This window comes from Pseudomonas sp. NFACC45 (genome assembly GCF_900113505.1).
Taxonomy (GTDB): Bacteria; Pseudomonadota; Gammaproteobacteria; order Pseudomonadales; family Pseudomonadaceae; genus Aquipseudomonas; species Aquipseudomonas tehranensis.
In genome coordinates, this window is sequence record NZ_FOPO01000002.1 from 356,665 (window position 1) to 374,295 (window position 17,631).

Here is a 17,631-nt window from a genome sequence, read left to right on the forward strand (position 1 = left end):
CTTCTCACTGGGGCTATTGGCCTTGTTGGCCTTGTCCACCATTCGATCCAGCTTTTGCTCCCTGCGCTGCTGCAATTTTTTCTGTCGACTGATGCGCACCTGCTGGTTGATCTCGTGTTCGTCCTTGGGTGGGTCACGCTTGAGGTTGGTATGAGGGCAGGACGAATCCTGGGCGACGCCGTCAGTGGTCGGGCCCGGGGGCGTCTGCGCTGGCATCGACGCATGATTGTGTGTGGTCAGGTCCAGGTGCCGGTCGACGTTCTGCCCCTCGAACTTGACGTCCATCGACCATGAAACGAAATACACCTTACCCTTGATCTTGCTGGTGACTATACCTTTCTTGGGCGCGTTGCCGGCCTCGTCGCCGGTGCTGGTTTTGAAGTAGCTCTGGTCTTTGAGCATGACTTCTTTGCCACTGATCCTGACCGTTCGGCTGCCGCGCGACGTGTCTTTTGCATAACCGGTATTCGGATAGGGGATGGGTACACCCAGCGGGGTAGGCGGCGCTTGAGGTGGGGTGAAGCAGACATCCGGAAACCTGGCGATCGATACTCCGTCTCCCGCCTTGCAGGAAATCTCCCGATTGTTGGCAAAAACCTCATTGGCCATCAGGCAGCCCTCGCGGCCTGATAACTGAGTAGCGCGACCGCGCGCTGGCCGGCGTCGTTGCCCAGGTGGCAGAAGATGTTCGGCCCTTCGCCATAGCCCTTGCGACAGGCGGCCAGTGCCACGGCGAGTATCACCGGGCCGATGGCGGCGCCGACTTCGCCGATGCAGTCGGCGGGATGCCAGAGATGGAAGAACTCTTTGCGTACCCGCAGGCTGCGGCTCAGGGCCAGAGAGGCTTCCTTGAAGTAGTACTGTTCGCCGCAAATATCAGTCAGACGATAATCCATCTGCTCCAACCCGCAGCCCGCTTCGTTCAGCGCAGCGCGTATGGCCTGGGTCAGGCCTTCAGCGCGCAACGGGATATCTTCGGCCTCCACCGTGGCTGGCTCCATGCCAAAACCCAGGCCGATGCAGGCCAATTGCGGCTGATCGCTGGCAAAGGGGGCGGCGATCACCACGGCGGCGGCCCCCTCGCCGGGAATAAAACCGTTGGAGTTCTGACTGGTGAGCAGGCGTTCGCGTTCTTCGAAGGCGGCCAGGGTCGCTCCCTCAAGAAACGAGTCGACGCCGGCAATCAGCACGTGGCGATGGCCGCCCTGATGAATCAGCGTGCGCGCATTGAGCAGGGCCACGGCGGCACTGACCCGGCCACGGGCGATGATGGAAGAATCGGGATGAAAACGCAGGCCCAGTTCGGCTTCGATGGCGTGCAGCAACCCCTGATCGAGACCGGCGAGGCGGCCGGGGCGCTCGGCTTCCGCGATACCCAGCAGCAGCGGCGTTTTGTGTGGATCGACCCCGGGGGTGCTCTGCAGTGCCTCGGCGATTGCTCGGCTGGCCATCTTGATCAGCTTGGTGCGGTCGAGCCACGGTTGTTCCAAGGGCACGCTGGCGGCGATCAGCCATTCGCCGCCGCTGTCGATAAAGCGGGTTTCCTGAAAGTTGTCGATGGCGCAGCGGATCGCCGCGCAGCTTGCCGGTGCGCTGAGGCCGACAGCGCTGACCATGCCGGAGCCAATGATCCAAAGAGCGCTCATCACGGCATTTCCTCGGGGGCACGCCTGGCTTTGACCAGCGCACCGAGCGACGGGTAATACTCCTTGCCCAGCTCACGGGCACGCCACCAGCCCGTGGACGCAGTGCCGACCAGCACTTGGGCAATCTCGAACATGTTGCGTCGAAGCGCACGAGAGACACGCCAGGTCAACTGCACCTGGCGAGCGTCTGTGTCGATCAACAGAGTATCGATCACCGCGTGCACCGTTTCATGACCGCCTTTTTTCAGGAAAAAGGTCACCGGAACGTCCATTTTGGGAATGCGAAAGCCAGCGCGCTCCTGGGCGGTGAGGTTTAGCAGCAGCACCTCTTCGCCGCCGCGCAAGTAATCGAGCTGCTGATCCTCAGGCGTTGCCTGAAAATAGCGGTTGTCGAAATCCTCTGGCAAAAACGGAAAGCAGTCGGCCAGCCACGCATCGTCATAAGTACCGGCGTAGCGGACACGTTGCGGCCAGCTACGCCCGAGTGGGCCGAGGGCCATGGGGCGGAAGTCGCCAAAGGGGCTGTCGATCGGCTTGCCCAGTTCCTCGGTGTTCGGCATGGGCATGCCGACGATGTTGGAGCTATTAATGCGGCGTGAGTACCAGCCGCAACCGTTTGGGTTATCCGGGTAGCAGTCACGCATTTGCGGTGCATTCGCCACGGGATGAGAGCCACCATAGGCCTGGGCGTAGGAGATGCTTTGTTCGGTAAAAGGTTGCGGCAAGCCGGGAGAGACGCCCAAGAGCCCTTGTTGCCATTGTCGGGGGCCGAGGACGGAAAAAGCCTTGCTCACCCGACCGACGCGAATGCCGGCGGCCAACTGCGTCACCGGCCGTCCACCGGGTGCATAGGCCTTGCCACACACCAGCACATCGCAGCATGGTTTGACCGGGGCGAAATCCATTTCCTGCAACGGGGGGCTCAGACCAGGCTCGCCGAGGAAGGTGTCGGCCATCAGCAGCGGTTGCTGGGTCTCTGCGAGGGTCGCGGCGCGGCCGTCTAGCGGTAGACTGAACGTGCCTTTGGCCACCACGACCAAGGATTCGCGACCATCGGACCCCAGGCTCAGGGTATAGGCAGCAAGCAGTTTGCTGGCGTTGAGCAGTTCCATAGGCCGCTGACCTGTCTAGTTGATTTGCACCGAACCACCCTTTATGCGGTTGACCCCGCTGGAACGGCTGGACAGGTAGGCGCCCTGGATGATCACTTTGCCCGCGCGGGTCAGGGTGATGCTGGCTTTGCCGCAACGCAGGACGATCTCGCGTTCGGCGCTCAGTTCAATACGTTGCTCATCCAGGCGCACGCTGGCGAAGGGCGCTGGTGAGACCGGCGCGCCGAGCAGAAGACCGATCACCAGCGGACGGGCCGGGTCGCCTCCTTCGAACATCAACGCCACCTGACAACCGATGTCCCCAGGGCTTAGCAACGCAGTGTTACGTGCAACGATGCCACTGCTGTTCGCGCAACCTGGGTAAGTGACCGTGGGCGCGCTGGCGTCCGGCAGATCGAGCAGGGTGCCGATGACGACTGTGTCTATGCGGGCCTGGGTGGGGAGGGGCTGTTGAACCGTCATAGAGATATCTCCACTGTTCTAGTTCTGCAAAATCTTCTGTCCCTTGATCACCACGTTCCTGTTGGCCTTGACGTTGATGGCGCCGGAGCCGTCGATGGTGATGTTCTTGCCACGAATCATGATGGTGCCGTCCTTTTTCAAAGTGATGCTCGCATCGCCCGTGGTCAGGCTGATGGAGTCGCCGGCGTTGAGGACAAAGTTCTTGCCAACGTCCAGGCTGTCGTTCTGCTTGATGTTGGTGGTGCGGTTACGGGCGACGTCGCGGGATTCGTTCTGGCCGATCTGGGTACTCTGGTTGCCGTTGATCTCGATCCCTTCGTTGCCTTTGACCGTTTCGTTGCGGTTGCCGGTGATGCCGATGGTCTCGTTACCGCCCACGTCTTCGGTGCGGTCGCTGACGATGGTGATGTTTTCAGTGGCACCGACCTTTTCAGTGCGGTCCGCGCCTATGGTGATGGTCTCGTTGTTGCCCACCTTTTCGGTGCGGTTGGCGCCGATGGTGATTTTCTCGTCGCTGCCCACATCTTCGGTGCGGTTCACGCCGATGGAGATGGTTTCGTTGTTGCCGACGGTTTCCTTGCGGTCGACGCCGATTTTGATGGTTTCGTTGTTGTCCACCGTCTCTGTGCGGTCGTGTTTGACGTGCACGGTTTCGTCGTTGTCGATGGTCTTGCTGCGGTCATGGCCGACCCAATGGGTCTCGTCATTCTCGACTTCGATGTCCTGATTCTTCTCGGCGTGGATAAACAGTTGCTCCGCGCCTTTCTTGTCCTCCATGCGGATCTCATTGAAGTTGGCCTGTGAGCCGTCCTTGCTTGAGCGACTTTTCACGCCACTCTGAGTGGCATTGGCGGGCAGCTTGTAGGGCACGGTCTGTTCGGCGTTATAAACGCGACCGGTGATGATCGGCCGGTCAGGGTCGCCTTCGAGGAAGCTGACGATCACTTCCTGACCGATCCGCGGGATCTGCACAGCCCCCCAGTTTTTGCCAGCCCAGGCTTGGGACACGCGAATCCAGCAGGAACTGTTTTCGTTGGATTGGTCATGGCGATCCCAGTGGAAATGCACCTTGACCCGGCCATACTGGTCGGTCCAGATCTCCTCGCCACTGGGGCCAACCACCACGGCGGTCTGCGGCCCACGGACAATGGGCATGGGCGTCAGAGGGAGAGGGCGGAAGGTCTGGCCGGCATCCATGCAGTCCAGCTCGCTGACGAACTGTTCAGCCGAGTCTGACTGCCCGCTTTCATAGACTTCCTGACGGATCTGATAGCGCGCGACCACCACCAGGTATTCGCGATTCTGGTCCGCACGGTCATAACCCGTCAGCGTGAACAAATGACCAGAGCCCAGCCCGCGGGCTCGGCCGCGCAACTGCACGCGCTCGAACTGGCTGTGGATGGCTTCGATGCGGGTACGCGCGTAGTGATCGCCATCGTTGCTCTGCAGGTACTCGCCTGGGTAGTCATAAAGCGGGTGGTCAGCGTTGCTGTGGTTGCGTACCACACTGGAGCGCACCTCAAGGCTGGCGCGTGGGCGCAGGAAGTCATAGTCGTTCAGCGCCAGCGAACCAGGCTGGACTTCCCGTGCCAGTTGCCAGTCATAGAAATGGTCGCGCTCGCGCATTTGCCGATCGGGTGGATAGAAGGGGACAGCGTCGTAGTCCGCCGGCGTGGAGTGAGCGCCATAGGCGTCGGCCAGCACCAGAACATGACGCTCCTTTTCATGGCGGAAGTAGTAATAGATGCCTTCCTGTTCCATCAGCCGGCTGACGAAATCGAAGCTGCTTTCGCGGTACTGAACGCAATATTCCCACTCACGGTAGCTGGCGCTGAGGCTGTCTTCAAAATCAGAAAAACCGAGGTCGCGAAACACCTGCTTGATGATGTCCGGCACGGTCTTGTTCTGGAAAATCCGACAGTCCGAGGTCCGCGTGAGCAGCCAGAACCATGGTCGCAGACTGACCCGATAACCCGCGAACTGGCCGTGGCCGGTCAGTTGCCGGCAGCTGCTGACAATGCCGTGGAAATAGCGCTTGCCTCCGTTGTACAACTCCAGGGTCAGACCCATCGGTTTGCCCAGCAATTGATCGAACTTGATCGCCCGGTCTTCGGAGGTAAGGTCCAGTTCGTAGTGAAACAACCGCCCCAACTCTTCGCTGCCATCCATGCTCTGCAGCACCAGGACATCGCCGCCGAGGGGGCTGTCGACCTGTACCAAACGGTTGTTTTGAGTGATTGCCATCGACGGCTTCCTTGGCTCGTGTTCGGGCGTCAGTGGGCCGTAAGGAAGACGGCGTACTCAAGGTCGTCGCCATAGGGGGGAGCAGGGGGCGTTGTGTCGAACAATCTTGTGTCGAACAATCGGTGTACATTCACCACAGAGGTGATCTCCATATCGGCCCTGCGATCTGCACTGAGTCAGAGCAGACGTACGATTAGATCCGTCTCTCTGACAATAGCACATGTGTCGGGGAGCAATCGCCGGAGGGTGGACGGCTAGTGTCGAAGCCTTCCTTGGCAAGGCGTGACGGTCTGCAAATCACACGGAGTGCTCCCGGTTGGCGACAGGCTGGGCTTTTTTCCGGTGGCACAGGTGATCGAGTGTCACGAACACCACCGGCGTCGTCAGCAATGTCAGCACCTGGCTGAGCATCAAGCCACCGACAATTGCGACCCCGAGCGGTTCGCGCAACTCGGCACCCGTGCCGAAGGCCATCATCAAGGGCACGGCACCGAGCAGGGCGGCCAGCGTGGTCATGAGAATCGGCCGAAAACGCGCCAGGCACGCCTGATGGATGGCGTCGCGAGCGGACAGGTGGCGTTCGCGCTGCGCGTGGATGGCGAAGTCGATCAGCAGAATACCGTTTTTCTTGACGATGCCGATCAGCAGGATCAGGCCGATCAGTGCCATGATCGAAAAGTCCAATTGCCAGGCCCACAGCAACACAATCGCGCCAATGCAGGCTGACGGCAGGGTTGAAAGGATGGTCAGTGGATGCACCAGGCTTTCATAAAGCACACCCAGGATGATGTAGACGGCTACCAACGCGGCCAGGATCAGAAACGGTTGGCTGGCCAGGGACGACTGGAACGCCTGGGCAGAGCCCTGGAAGGTGCCGTTCATTGACGTCGGCATGCCGATCTCGCGTTCGATGTCCTGAAGTGCCGCCACCGCCTGCCCGAGTGCAACTCCAGGGGCGAGGTTGAAAGACAGATTGGCGGCCGGCAGCATGCCGTTGTGGTTGATGACCACAGGGCCGCTCGCCGGCGGCTCGATCCGCGCAAACGTGAGGAGTGGCACCATCTGCCCGGTCAGCGGCGAACGCAGGTGGAAGTAACTGAGGCTTTCGGCATTGCCGCGCTGTGCCGTGCTCAGCTCGAGTATCACTTGGTATTGGTTGACCTCGGTCTGGTACTCGCTTATCTGCCGTTGCCCGAAGGCATCGTACAGCGCGTTGTCAAGGTCTTGGGCGGTGAAGCCATAGCGTGCGGCCTCGTCGCGATCCAGGGTGATACGGGTGATGTTGGCATCCAGTTGCAAGTCATGGGAAGCATCACGGAACAGCGGGTTGGCCCGCAGCCGATCGGTCAGCGCGGTGGCCCAGGTCGCCAGCTCGGCACTGCTCTGCGCACGCAACACGTATTGATACTGCGCACGGGGCTGGCCGGCACTGAGGTTGATGTCCTGCACGGCGCGCAGAAACACCTGGATGCCAGGCACTTGCGCCAGTTGCGGGCGTAGCCGGTCGATGACCTGACTGACCGTCTCGTCCCGCTCCCCGGGGTCGTTCAACACCAGCCAGACCCGACCATTGCCGATCGAGTCGGTGATGGTGCCACCGACGGCGTGGTTATAACTGATGACCGCCGGATCCTTGCTGAAAATCGCTTCCAGTTGTTTGTGTTTCTCGACCATCTCCTCATAGGGGATGTCGGCCGAGGCCTGGGTAAATCCTAGGATGAAGGCTGTGTCCTGCAACGGAAAGAAGCCTTTGGGAATCACGATGAAACTGGCCACGCTGAGGGCCACGGTTCCAAAAAACACACCTAGCATGATTCGCTGATGACCCAGGGTCCAAGTCAATGTGCGATCGTAGAGCTTCAGCAAAGCGGCGAAGAAGTCTTTGTCCGACTTCACACGATGGCTGGGCGCCTTCATGAAAAGGGAGGCGAGCGTCGGGGCCAGGGTCAGGCAGACCACTGCCGAAATCATGATGGCGGCCACGGAGGTCAGGGCAAACTCGCGGAACAATCGACCGATCACCCCGCCCATGAAGAGCAGGGGGATGAAGGCGGCAATCAGCGACACACTGATGGACACCACCGTAAAGCCGATTTCACTGATGCCCTTGAGCGCCGCTGTGCGTTTGTCCGCACCCAGCTCCAGGTGTCGGTGGATGTTTTCGATCACTACGATCGCATCATCGACGATGAAACCGACCGCGATGACAATCGCCACCAGCGTCAGGTTGTTCAGGCTGAAACCGGCCAGGTACATCGCCGCGCATGTCGACACCAACGATACGCCCAGTACAGTGGTGACGATCAGCGTGGCTGACAGTTGTCGCAGGAACAACGCCATGACGCCGATGACCAGAACGATCGCGATGCCCAGCGTCAACTCCACCTCATGCAAGGACGAGCGGATGGTGCGGGTCCGGTCGTTCAACACCTCGACCGTCATGTCTGCTGGCAAGGACGCCTTGAGTTGGGGGAGGGCTGCCTGAATCCGATCGACGGTGGCGACGATGTTGGCCCCCGGCTGTCGCCGGATCACGAGTACGACGCCCGATTGGCCATTGGGCCAGCTTTGCGTGTAGTCATCCTCCGAGCCCAGCGTGACGCGTGCCAGATCCCGTACCCGCACGGCCGAGCCGTTGCGGTAGGTGACAATCACATTGTCATATTCATGGGGTTCGAAGAGCTGATCGTTGACTTCCAGATTGGAGATTCGGTGTTTACCGAACAAAGCCCCCTTGGGCAGATTGACGCTGGCCCTCTGCACTGCGGTGCGGATGTCTGCCAATGTCACGCCGGCAGCCGCGAGAACCTCTGGACGGGCCTGGATACGGATCGCCGGACGGCGCTCGCCCACGACGTTGATCAGGCCAACCCCCGCCAGTTGACTGAGTTGGCGAGAGAGCACGGTATTGGCCAGGTCACTGACTTCCATCGGCGACAAGTTAGCGGAGTAAGCGCTGAGAATCAGGATCGGACTGTCGGCAGGATTGACCTTGCGCCATACCGGCAGGCTAGGCATGTCGCTGGGCAAACGCGCCGACGCATTATTGATTGCCGCCTGGACTTCCTGCGCGGCGGCGTCGATATTTTTGTCCAGCGTGAACTGCAGCGTCAGCGTCAGCATGCTCAACGAACTGGCCGAGGTCATCTCGGTAATGCCGGGTATCGAGCTCAGTTCGACTTCCAGCGGCGTCGCTACCGAGGAGGCCATGGTCTGGGCACTGGCTCCCGGCAGTGTCGCGGTGATCTGGATCGTCGGAAAATCGGCTTCTGGCAACGGTGCGATGGACAAACGGGGGTAGGCGATCACCCCAAGCAATACCAGAGCAAAAGTCAACAAAATAGTGCCGATGGGGTGATCCATACACCAGGCGTAGACATTGCGAGCGGCCATTAGAAAACACTTCCGCGGGCGATCGAGGAGGGTGCTGTATCGCGTCCCTCAAGAATATGCACCTGCGTGCCCGGACGCAGTCGGGAGTGGCCGTCGTCAACGATCCGGTCGCCGGCTTCAATGCCTTCGACCACCGCAATGTCAGCGTCGGCGTAGGTGACCGTCACTGGCTGAGGATCGGCCTTGCCGTCTCTGACACGCCAGACGAATGTATTTTTCGCGCCCTGTCGCAGAGCACGCTGCGGCACCACCATGGCCTCGCGCAGTATCGCGGCCTGCACAGTGATCACCACCGATTGATCCGGCCATAGGCGTCCGTGGACGTTAGCAAAGTCGCCTTTGATTCGCACCGTCCCAGTGGCGTCGGAAACCCGGTTATCGATCAGGCTCAGGTTTCCCTCGCTCAAAAGTTCACCGTCGTCGCCCGAGTACGCGCGAAGGGTCACCGGCGCTTGCCCTGAGCCGGCAACCAGCGTACGCAACTGCGGCAGGAGCGCCTGGGGAAGCGCGGCCTCGATGCTGATGGGGTCCAGCTGAACCACTGAAAACAAGGCTTGCGTGTCACTGGCCCGGACATAACTGCCTTCATGAACGTTACGGATGCCGATCCGACCATCAGTAGGGGACAGGATGCGAGTGTGGGACAACTGCACCTGATTGGCGGTGACGGTCGCTTGCTGGCTCTGCACCGTTGCGCGCAATTGAGCAACCATCGCTTCTTGCTGGTCGAGGGTTTGCGCCGATATCGCCTGGGTCTTGGCCAGTACCCGGTAACGCTTGAGATCAAGGCTCGCCGAAACCAACTGAGCTTGAGCCACAGCCGCTTGTGCCTTGGCGTGCTCCAGAGCGGCAATGATGGCGCGATCATCGATACGTGCCAGGAGATCTCCGCGCTTGACGACCTGACCTTCTTTGACCGGCAACTCCAGCAGAAAGCCGTCAAGCTGGGAGCGGATTTCAACGCTGTGCAGAGAGCGCACGTGACCTATCGCGTGGATGAGTACAGGCACGTCGCGGTGGCGCATTTCGATTGTACTGACCGGAACCGAAGGCGGCGCGGTTGTCACAGCAGCCACCGACTCTCGCGACCACAGCCACCAGGTTGCGCCACCCATGATCAACAAGCAGCCAAGTGTCAGCGACACACTGAAAAAGGTACTGGGAATCTTCGATTGCAACATGACGACAACTTCCCTGCGGAATTTAAAGTTCACAACCAACGAAACGGTCCAGCGAAACCGGGTATTCGATATCGCAATCAATCCATGGCCAGTTCGGACCGAGGATTTAAGCGATCGCTGTCATTTGTAGCGCCACCGCCAATGCCCGGGGCGCCGGGATGCCCTTGAGCCCCGGCCTCCAGCACCTGCGCCATCACCTCGGACTGCCAGGCGAAATACGGGTTGTAGGTCAACCGTGCGTGGACTTTGCCGGGCTCTCGATAACCCCAGTCCGAATACCAGACAGGGCCACCGGCCTGGCATTGCTGGTACGCCATGTCGCTCTGGCCGTTCCAGCACAGGCGCTGGTTACCTTGGCGACCGTATTGCGGATTGTCGGGGGAGAACAGCACGCCCATATGGGAAAACTGACTGATGTGCTCGGCCGGCATCTGATCGCTGCGCACCAGCAGGCGTGAACTTTGCAGTTCGTTGGCGAGGTTGCCGTACCAGATCATCCGCGACGCCGGGTTGGGGAAGCGTCGAAGGAAGGCGTCCCGGACAAACTCCACATCCACCACCGAGTCATGGGCCGCACTGACCACCAGGACCGGGCGGTCGAACGCCTGTGCTGCCAGCTTGCTGCGCACGGCGGTACTGCTCAGGTAAAACTGGGCGAAGCCATTGGTCGGGACATTCTGGTAGCGCAGTGACGTCTGCTGCGGAGCGGTGCTGGACGGCTGCCGTAGCCACGGCTTGACCTTCGCCAGCCAAGGCAACACCCAATCAAACGCAACATTGGACTTGAACGCCGGGGAAAACAGCAGCAGCCCGGCGATCGATTGATCGTCCATGGCGTAAGCCACAACCAGGTTGGCACCGGTGGAGAAGCCGCCCAGATAGACCTGGCCGACATCCTTGCGCAGCAGCGTCACCTGTTGTTCCACGGTGCGACGCCAATCATTGATGTCAACGTCGAGCATATCGGCCGGCCGCGTGCCGTGTCCGGGCAGCAGCACGGTGCGTACCCGATACCCTTGGCTGGCCAGTTGTGTCGCGATATCTACGAACGAGCCGGGCGAATCGCCAAGGCCGTGAACCAGAAGAACGCCTCTGCCATTGGGCTGCGCGGGCACCCACTCACGGGGAGCGTTCCAGGCCAGTTCCAAAGTGTGGTCCGGATTTTGGAACTGCCGATTGCGCTCAATCTGTGCCAAGGTTTGCAGGCGGTAGTCGCCGAAGCTGACCGGCATCGGCGGGGCGGCCTCGACCGGTGCGCGCGCGCAGCCGGCAAGGCCGATCATCAAGAGCGCGTAGAGTGCTTTCATCGGTTTTCCTGTGTGTCCATGTTGATATTCCATCAAAAACGAAAGATGTACCCCGCAGGCGGTGTCATCGATATACCGTTCTTTCGAGCAATTGGCTTCTGAACGGTAAGTGGATGGCGCGGGCGCCCGCGGCGTTGCAAATCCCATTGCACAAAGCCCGGACGACAGGCACGTAAATCGGCTGGCTGGGCTGGCGGGCCTCAAGGGTCTGAGTGGGATTGATCAGGTACACCGCGATTTGCCTCGGCAGCAACGAGAGGAGTGGCCAGTTGGTGCGATTGTCATCTACCGGGCTCGGATTAGCCGTGGTAGGGCCATTATCACCGGACGTCACGAACGCCACCCCCATCAGGCAGGCGCCTTTAAGCTGCGAGCGCAGGCGACCAGGGTTTTCTGCAAGCCCCAAGTCCGCAACAACCACCACGTCATGAACGCTCACGTGACCCTCGTCACTCACCTCGACGTCGAGCACGACTGCCACGCAGGTCTGCGAGTCATAGTGGGCGGCGATGCCCTGCGCTCGGCCATGTCCTGAGGGTTTGCCCCAATGCCCCTTGGTGGCCGCTTCGGCGATGACGTTGCGCATTCGATTGGCATCGAAACCTGATGGCGGCCCAGTGCCGTCGCTCACCGTGGACGCCGAATCAATCAGGGACAGCAGGTAGTCCTTTTGATCCAGCTTGCGGGCTCGGACCTGCGCGGCCACGAATCGCTGCTCGGCGAACACGCAGAGCAGCAGGTCTTTTCTATCCAGATTGCTGTCAAGCGTCGATGGCCAGGTGAATTGATTAAGAGCGCTGTGGTGGGCATCAGGGTGGCTCATTTGCGTTTCTCCTTCCGGCTGACATCGCAAGACCAGTCATGGCGTTACTTTAGGCGGGCGGAGCTGACGTCAGGGTGACGGGTGCCTGACAGGAACATGTCAAACGCGGATCCCGCTCAATGTGAAGGTCAGTCGCTGGAGGCTGGTCAGAACGACGCTTTGAGCGCAGGAACAGTGTGTGGTCACTCGTAGCGCTCTGAGCGGATGGCTGCTACCAGCTGCTGAAGTTCCTGTGGCACCGGCTCAAGTGGAATCCGCTCCTTTTCCACCAGGGCCTGTCGGTCCAGCATCTTGAAGTGGTGCTGGCTGAGCATGTTGAAACTCAGCCCCGCTACCGTCAGGACGGCAATCACCGAGGTCATGAACATCAAGCTCATGCGTGCGGTCAGCGGTGCTTCATATTCACTCCGGCGCATCCATCATGTACCCCATGCCGCGGGCGGTATGGATCAGCTTGAGATCGAAATCGTCATCGATCTTGGCGCGCAGCCGACGTACAGCGACCTCAATCACGTTGGTGTCGCTGTCGAAGTTCATATCCCAAACCTGCGAAGCAATGAGAGACTTGGGGAGCACCTCGCCGCGCCGGCGCAGTAGCAGTTCCAGCAATGAAAACTCCTTCGCCGTCAGGTCAATTCTTTTCCCAACCCGGACCGCGCGCCGCTTCATCAGATCGACTTCCAGATCGGCAATTTTCAGGGTGGTTTGCGTGGGTGAGCCATTGCCTCTGCGCAGCAGCGTTCTGACCCTGGCCAGAAGTTCTGAGAAAGCAAATGGCTTGATCAAGTAGTCATCCGCGCCCAGTTCCAACCCTTTAACGCGATCCTCTACACCATCGCGTGCGGTCAGGAACAGCACTGGAATGTCTTTTCCGGCTGCGCGCACCCTGCGCAGTACTTCCCATCCGTCCAGCCCCGGCATCATCACATCCAGGATCAGCAGGTCATAGGGCTCGCTCAGCGCGTGCTGCAGGGCATCCGTACCTGTCATAACCCGGTCGACATTGAATCCCGCTTCGGTGAGGCCTTGCTGCAGATATGCACCGGTTTTGGGTTCATCTTCAGCTACCAGTAGTTTCATGCGAGCAGACTCCAAAAAACGGGTGGCCTGAGTTTGTAGGCAAACAGCGGCCCCAACCAGAAGCTTACGAAAATGTAATTCTGACTTCAGGTCACTGACAGGGGGGGGGTCTAGGGTGCAAGCATGAGCACTAGGTTGTGCTTTCGGCCCTCGATAGACCAAAAGCAGAGGTGCCGGTCATAGTTTGCACTGATGGAGACTGCCCCATGAAATCGCTGAAACCTTTGCTTCTGGTTGGTTCGCTACTGCTGTCTTCTATGGCTTGGGCCGAAGGGGGCAGCGACCGTGTATTCGAACGCATCCAGCAGATGCGCGACAAAGCAGAAGCCGTGCTGATCCAAGCGGAGAAGGCCCCGGTCGGCGAGCGGCATGTGCACATAAAGGAGCATATGAACATGCTCGAAGAGATCATGAGCCAGCTGCACAACGAACATCCTGCCCCAGGCATGTCCGCCGAAGAGCATCTGGCCTGGATGGAGAAGCATGACAAGTTGGTAGACGACGTGCTGGGTCAAATGAGTCGCGAGCACAAGCTGATGATGGCCGACAAGGAATGCCATCCGTAAAAATTCCCCCATCTTCCAGGCCTTCCGTGATTGCTCCTTTGGCCTAGCGGCGCCTCTTATGGTCATTGAATCGAGGCTATTGTCATGGACCACACGCACGACACCGGCACTACTGAACCAGCTTTTTGGAAGAGCAAGATTGGCATCGCACTGATCATGCTGGCCATAATCGGCATCTTCTATGTTGCGCGCGAGCACTACGGTCATCTTTCGCAGGCTTTGCCATACCTCATCTTGCTGCTATGCCCGCTGATGCATTTGTTTGGCCACAATCATGGCGGGCACTCCCACTCCAGCGGAGCCGCGGTTTCCAAGGACGAGGATAGGAAGTAAATCGAATGCAAAAGACCTCCTGCCATCATGACCAGGGCCATGCACATCATTCGCACGGCCACTCTGAGAGCCAGCGCGATCCGGTATGTGGCATGGAGGTGAAACCTGACAGCCCTTACCGCGAGATCGTTGAAGGGACGACCTATCGCTTCTGTAGTGCGAAGTGCCTGGAGAAATTCCAAGCACACCCTCATCAGTACATGAGCCATCAGTCTCATGGGGGGCATCACCAGCACGCGGCTCCAGCACCTACATCGGTGTCAGTAGGTGCTGAATACACCTGCCCGATGCATCCAGAGATCCGTCAACCGTCTCCCGGAAACTGCCCGATCTGTGGGATGACGCTGGAACCTGTCATCCCGGAGCTGGAAGAGGAGGAAAACCCAGAACTGAAGGACTTCTCACGACGGTTCTGGTGGACCCTGCCATTGACCGTCATCGTGACCGTGCTGGCGATGGCTGGTCATTCCTTGCAGCTGTTTCATGGAACATCCCAGAACTGGGTTGAGTTGGTTCTGGCAACACCCGTGACGCTTTGGGGGGGCTGGGTATTTTTCACTCGTGGAATAGACTCCATCCGGCACCGCAGCCCCAACATGTGGACCCTAATCGGATTGGGAACTGCAGCTGCCTACCTCTACAGTGTGGCAGCTACCTTGGCCCCGCAGTGGTTCCCGGCGGCCTTCGTTCAAGATGGACGCATCGGCGTCTACTTCGAGGCCGCTGCGGTGATCATCTCGCTCACGCTGTTGGGCCAGATGCTCGAACTCAAAGCCCGCTCGCAGACCTCTGCCGCCATTAAGTCACTGCTGGGATTGTCCCCCAAGACTGCCCGGCGCATCAGACCTGACGGCCAGGAAGAAGATATTCCGCTGACCCACGTCCATCAGGGTGACCACTTGCGTGTCCGGCCGGGCGAAAAGGTCCCGGTGGATGGCACCGTGCTGGAGGGCGAGAGCGCTGTCGATGAATCGATGCTCACCGGCGAACCGGTGCCCGTCAATAAGCGGGTAGGGGATCCCCTGATCGGTGCCACCCTGAATACCCACGGCAGCCTGGTGATGGAAGCGCAGAAGGTGGGCGCCGAAAGTATGTTGTCGCAGATCGTCCAGATGGTGGCTAGGGCCCAGCGCTCCAAGGCGCCCATGCAGCGTATGGCCGATGCCGTGGCAGGGTATTTCGTGGTGGGGGTGATCCTGATCGCGATCCTGACATTTTTTGGCTGGGGGCTGTTCGGGCCGGAATCAGGTTGGGTATTTGGCCTGATCAACGCCGTGGCCGTACTGATCATTGCCTGCCCATGCGCCCTGGGCTTGGCAACGCCGATGTCGGTCATGGTCGCGACCGGCAAGGCCGCCAGCAGAGGTGTGTTGTTCCGCGATGCCAGCGCTATCGAAAACCTCTGCAAAATCGACACCTTGATCGTCGACAAGACCGGGACACTGACGCTGGGAAGGCCGGCCTTTCATAGTGCAGAGGGAACCGGGTCGTTCGATTCGGTCGAGGTTCTGCGCTTGGCTGCAAGCCTCGACCAGGGCAGCGAGCATCCACTGGCTCATGCCATTGTCGATCATGCGCGTGAACAGGGTCTTGCCTTGGTGAAACCGGAGACCTTCGAATCTGGCTCAGGCATTGGTGTGCGCGGAGAGGTCGATGGCCATCGACTGCAGCTCGGGAACACCGCGCTGATGGAGGAGGCGGGCGTTGACATTACCCCACTGCGTAACCGTGCAGAGCAACTGCGCTCGGAGGGTATCAGCATCATCTATCTGGCAGTCGATGGCCGCCTGGCGGGCCTCCTGGCCGTTTCCGATCCGATCAAGCCAACCTCCCAACTGGCCGTCGCTCAACTCCAGAGCGCGGACGTGAAGGTCATCATGGCCACTGGCGATGGTCTCACCACCGCAAGAGCTGTGGCGAAGCAGTTGGGCATCGAGGAAGTGCATGGCGAGGTGAAGCCGCAGGACAAGGAGAAACTAGTCGCCGACCTGCAGAGCTATGGCCGGCGTGTCGCCATGGCAGGCGACGGCATCAACGATGCGCCGGCCTTGGCCAGGGCCGACGTCGGCATCGCCATGGGCACGGGCACCGACGTGGCGATGAATAGCGCCCAAGTGACCCTGGTCAAGGGAGACCTGATGGGCATCCTGCGAGCGCGCACCTTGTCAGTGGCCACGGTGAAGAACATGAGGCAGAACCTTGCCTTTGCATTTCTCTACAACGCGATGGGAATCCCGCTAGCGGCCGGGCTGCTGTACCCGCTGACGGGGCATCTTCTGTCGCCCTTGATCGCTGCTTTGGCAATGAGTGTCAGTTCAGCCTCGGTGGTTTTCAATGCGCTTAGGTTGAAAACAACGGACGTTGGCTAGTCTGCTAATTAGTAGGCGGGTAATCTCAGGCAGCAAGCTGCCGGACTTGGCGGTTTTGCACAACTCCAGCGTGTTGTACTGCAGTCTGACAGAACCGTAATGTTCGGATCAGGTTGCTGACAGGGCTTCGTGGTTAACGTAGCAGCGAGCTTAACGCTCGCCCCCATTCGTTACGGGGGCTTCTAAACTTACGAGGATTTACGAAATGAAATCGATCAAAACCCTGTTTGTAGTTGCTGCCCTGAGTGTTTCCAGCCTGGCGTTGGCCGAAGGCGGTGCCGATCGCACGTTTGCACGCATGGAACAAGCCCGTCAGGCTTCGCTGGAAGCCTATCAATTGGCCAAGCAGCAGAAGGATGAAGCCCCCGTCGCCGGCAGCCAATCCAAACAGGCTGAACACGCCAACTGCTGAGCCCCTCGACCTTTCAGAAATGTAATCACCCGGATGGCTGAGATATGGCAGTTTCATACTGCTTGGTGTCGGGGGAACTGGCGCAGCGCGCAAGTCTTGAAGACCAAATCTCCCGACACTGAAGCAGTCAATGAACCCGAGACCGGATGCACATCAGCGGCTCATCTGACTGATTGGACGTAACGGCATCAAAGCAAAACCACAAGGCGTACTTTAGGGTGACTTGGAAATTACATTTCAGTCAGCGTGATGTCATTTATTAATTTTGGTTCCGGCAGCCTGTCCCGGTTACCCGGTATTCAAGAATATTCAAATTGCCGTTGGAATCCTCATATGTCATCTGGGCCGGCATCACACCACAGCTTGAACCCGTAGGGGTGCTGGCTACGACCTTGGCGATGTCAAGCTTCATGCCATAGCGGTAGTGAACGACTTCGGGACGATTCTTCCCGTTAGTCGCAGCATATTTTTGTATGGCCTGTTCATTGGCTTGAATCATCCGACCATAAACACGATCAGCGCCACCTTCTGCCATGGCTGCAGAAGAAATAGCCATAATTGTAAGTGCGGCGATAGCGTTGAGGGCTTTCATATTTAATAACTCCTTCCAAGTAGTAATTAAAATATACCCTTGCAACCTGTCACAAAAATGAAGTCGAAGTTACATCGCCGTAATGCTGTTTGTGCTGTTACTCAGGCGAGC

15 protein-coding genes and 1 pseudogene are annotated in these 17,631 nt (G+C 59.3%); 4 read left to right on the forward strand and 12 right to left on the reverse strand.

The window, feature by feature from the left end:
* Positions 1 to 188: 188 nt before the first annotated feature.
* The 11 genes and pseudogenes from BM132_RS04465 to BM132_RS04515 form a co-directional block, all read right to left on the reverse strand.
* A pseudogene (locus tag BM132_RS04465) lies at positions 189 to 609 on the reverse strand (DUF4150 domain-containing protein); the annotation flags it as partial.
* Positions 609 to 1,649: a 3-oxoacyl-ACP synthase gene (locus BM132_RS04470; protein ID WP_092453564.1), complete on the reverse strand. Its 1,041-nt coding sequence runs from the start codon at positions 1,647 to 1,649 to the stop codon at positions 609 to 611. The gene BM132_RS04470 and the pseudogene BM132_RS04465, both read right to left, overlap by 1 nt.
* Complete coding sequence (locus tag BM132_RS04475) at positions 1,646 to 2,758, reverse strand: DUF2169 family type VI secretion system accessory protein (protein WP_092453566.1); 1,113 nt, start codon at positions 2,756 to 2,758, stop codon at positions 1,646 to 1,648. The genes BM132_RS04470 and BM132_RS04475 overlap by 4 nt, the downstream gene beginning before the upstream one ends.
* Before the next feature lie 15 nt (positions 2,759 to 2,773).
* Entirely contained in the window at positions 2,774 to 3,220 is a 447-nt protein-coding gene (locus tag BM132_RS04480; protein WP_092453568.1) for a DUF6484 domain-containing protein, read from the reverse strand.
* 18 nt (positions 3,221 to 3,238) lie between these two features.
* On the reverse strand, positions 3,239 to 5,464 hold the full coding sequence (locus tag BM132_RS04485; RefSeq protein ID WP_092453570.1) for a type VI secretion system Vgr family protein: 2,226 nt from the start codon (positions 5,462 to 5,464) through the stop codon (positions 3,239 to 3,241).
* Between the two features lie 297 nt (positions 5,465 to 5,761).
* Positions 5,762 to 8,857, reverse strand: a complete 3,096-nt coding sequence (locus BM132_RS04490) for an efflux RND transporter permease subunit (RefSeq protein ID WP_092453572.1) — start codon at positions 8,855 to 8,857, stop codon at positions 5,762 to 5,764.
* Complete coding sequence (locus BM132_RS04495) at positions 8,857 to 10,119, reverse strand: efflux RND transporter periplasmic adaptor subunit (RefSeq protein WP_256244125.1); 1,263 nt, start codon at positions 10,117 to 10,119, stop codon at positions 8,857 to 8,859. Before BM132_RS04495 ends, BM132_RS04490 begins: the two co-directional genes overlap by 1 nt.
* Entirely contained in the window at positions 10,116 to 11,345 is a 1,230-nt protein-coding gene (locus tag BM132_RS04500; RefSeq protein WP_256244127.1) for an alpha/beta fold hydrolase, read from the reverse strand. Before BM132_RS04500 ends, BM132_RS04495 begins: the two co-directional genes overlap by 4 nt.
* Positions 11,346 to 11,409: 64 nt before the next feature.
* Positions 11,410 to 12,168, reverse strand: coding sequence for a molybdopterin cofactor-binding domain-containing protein (locus BM132_RS04505; protein ID WP_143092316.1), 759 nt, complete (start codon positions 12,166 to 12,168; stop codon positions 11,410 to 11,412).
* 182 nt (positions 12,169 to 12,350) lie between these two features.
* On the reverse strand, positions 12,351 to 12,584 hold the full coding sequence (locus tag BM132_RS04510; protein WP_092453574.1) for a hypothetical protein: 234 nt from the start codon (positions 12,582 to 12,584) through the stop codon (positions 12,351 to 12,353).
* Positions 12,571 to 13,248, reverse strand: a complete 678-nt coding sequence (locus BM132_RS04515) for a heavy metal response regulator transcription factor (protein ID WP_092398302.1) — start codon at positions 13,246 to 13,248, stop codon at positions 12,571 to 12,573. Before BM132_RS04515 ends, BM132_RS04510 begins: the two co-directional genes overlap by 14 nt.
* A 206-nt stretch (positions 13,249 to 13,454) precedes the next feature.
* On the opposite strand from BM132_RS04515, the gene BM132_RS04520 reads away from it, so the two are divergent.
* The 4 genes from BM132_RS04520 (at position 13,455) to BM132_RS04535 (ending at position 16,928) form a co-directional block, all read left to right on the forward strand.
* Positions 13,455 to 13,814, forward strand: coding sequence for a co-regulatory protein PtrA N-terminal domain-containing protein (locus BM132_RS04520; protein ID WP_092398304.1), 360 nt, complete (start codon positions 13,455 to 13,457; stop codon positions 13,812 to 13,814).
* Between the two features lie 84 nt (positions 13,815 to 13,898).
* Positions 13,899 to 14,147 carry a DUF2933 domain-containing protein gene (locus tag BM132_RS04525; RefSeq protein WP_092453576.1) on the forward strand — a complete coding sequence of 83 codons (249 nt, stop codon included), beginning with the start codon at positions 13,899 to 13,901 and terminating at the stop codon, positions 14,145 to 14,147.
* Positions 14,148 to 14,152: 5 nt separating this feature from the next.
* Positions 14,153 to 16,516, forward strand: coding sequence for a heavy metal translocating P-type ATPase (locus BM132_RS04530; RefSeq protein WP_092453578.1), 2,364 nt, complete (start codon positions 14,153 to 14,155; stop codon positions 16,514 to 16,516).
* A gap of 205 nt (positions 16,517 to 16,721) precedes the next feature.
* A complete protein-coding gene (locus BM132_RS04535; protein WP_092453580.1) occupies positions 16,722 to 16,928 on the forward strand; it encodes a co-regulatory protein PtrA N-terminal domain-containing protein in 207 nt (68 codons plus the stop codon).
* Positions 16,929 to 17,187: 259 nt separating this feature from the next.
* Here the strand turns inward: BM132_RS04535 and BM132_RS04540 are convergent, their stop codons facing one another.
* Positions 17,188 to 17,520 (reverse strand): DUF2790 domain-containing protein, encoded by a 333-nt coding sequence (locus BM132_RS04540; protein WP_092453582.1) that lies wholly within the window; start codon positions 17,518 to 17,520, stop codon positions 17,188 to 17,190.
* Positions 17,521 to 17,631: the final 111 nt, after the last annotated feature.

Coding starts and splice junctions, on each gene's coding strand:
- BM132_RS04480 (WP_092453568.1), bottom strand. CDS start 3,220: ATGACGGTTCAACAGCCCCTCCCCACCCAGGCCCGCATAGACACAGTC.
- BM132_RS04515 (WP_092398302.1), bottom strand. CDS start 13,248: ATGAAACTACTGGTAGCTGAAGATGAACCCAAAACCGGTGCATATCTG.
- BM132_RS04500 (WP_256244127.1), bottom strand. CDS start 11,345: ATGAAAGCACTCTACGCGCTCTTGATGATCGGCCTTGCCGGCTGCGCG.
- BM132_RS04490 (WP_092453572.1), bottom strand. CDS start 8,857: ATGGCCGCTCGCAATGTCTACGCCTGGTGTATGGATCACCCCATCGGC.
- BM132_RS04510 (WP_092453574.1), bottom strand. CDS start 12,584: ATGCGCCGGAGTGAATATGAAGCACCGCTGACCGCACGCATGAGCTTG.
- BM132_RS04475 (WP_092453566.1), bottom strand. CDS start 2,758: ATGGAACTGCTCAACGCCAGCAAACTGCTTGCTGCCTATACCCTGAGC.
- BM132_RS04520 (WP_092398304.1), top strand. CDS start 13,455: ATGAAATCGCTGAAACCTTTGCTTCTGGTTGGTTCGCTACTGCTGTCT.
- BM132_RS04525 (WP_092453576.1), top strand. CDS start 13,899: ATGGACCACACGCACGACACCGGCACTACTGAACCAGCTTTTTGGAAG.
- BM132_RS04540 (WP_092453582.1), bottom strand. CDS start 17,520: ATGAAAGCCCTCAACGCTATCGCCGCACTTACAATTATGGCTATTTCT.
- BM132_RS04530 (WP_092453578.1), top strand. CDS start 14,153: ATGCAAAAGACCTCCTGCCATCATGACCAGGGCCATGCACATCATTCG.
- BM132_RS04485 (WP_092453570.1), bottom strand. CDS start 5,464: ATGGCAATCACTCAAAACAACCGTTTGGTACAGGTCGACAGCCCCCTC.
- BM132_RS04505 (WP_143092316.1), bottom strand. CDS start 12,168: ATGAGCCACCCTGATGCCCACCACAGCGCTCTTAATCAATTCACCTGG.
- BM132_RS04535 (WP_092453580.1), top strand. CDS start 16,722: ATGAAATCGATCAAAACCCTGTTTGTAGTTGCTGCCCTGAGTGTTTCC.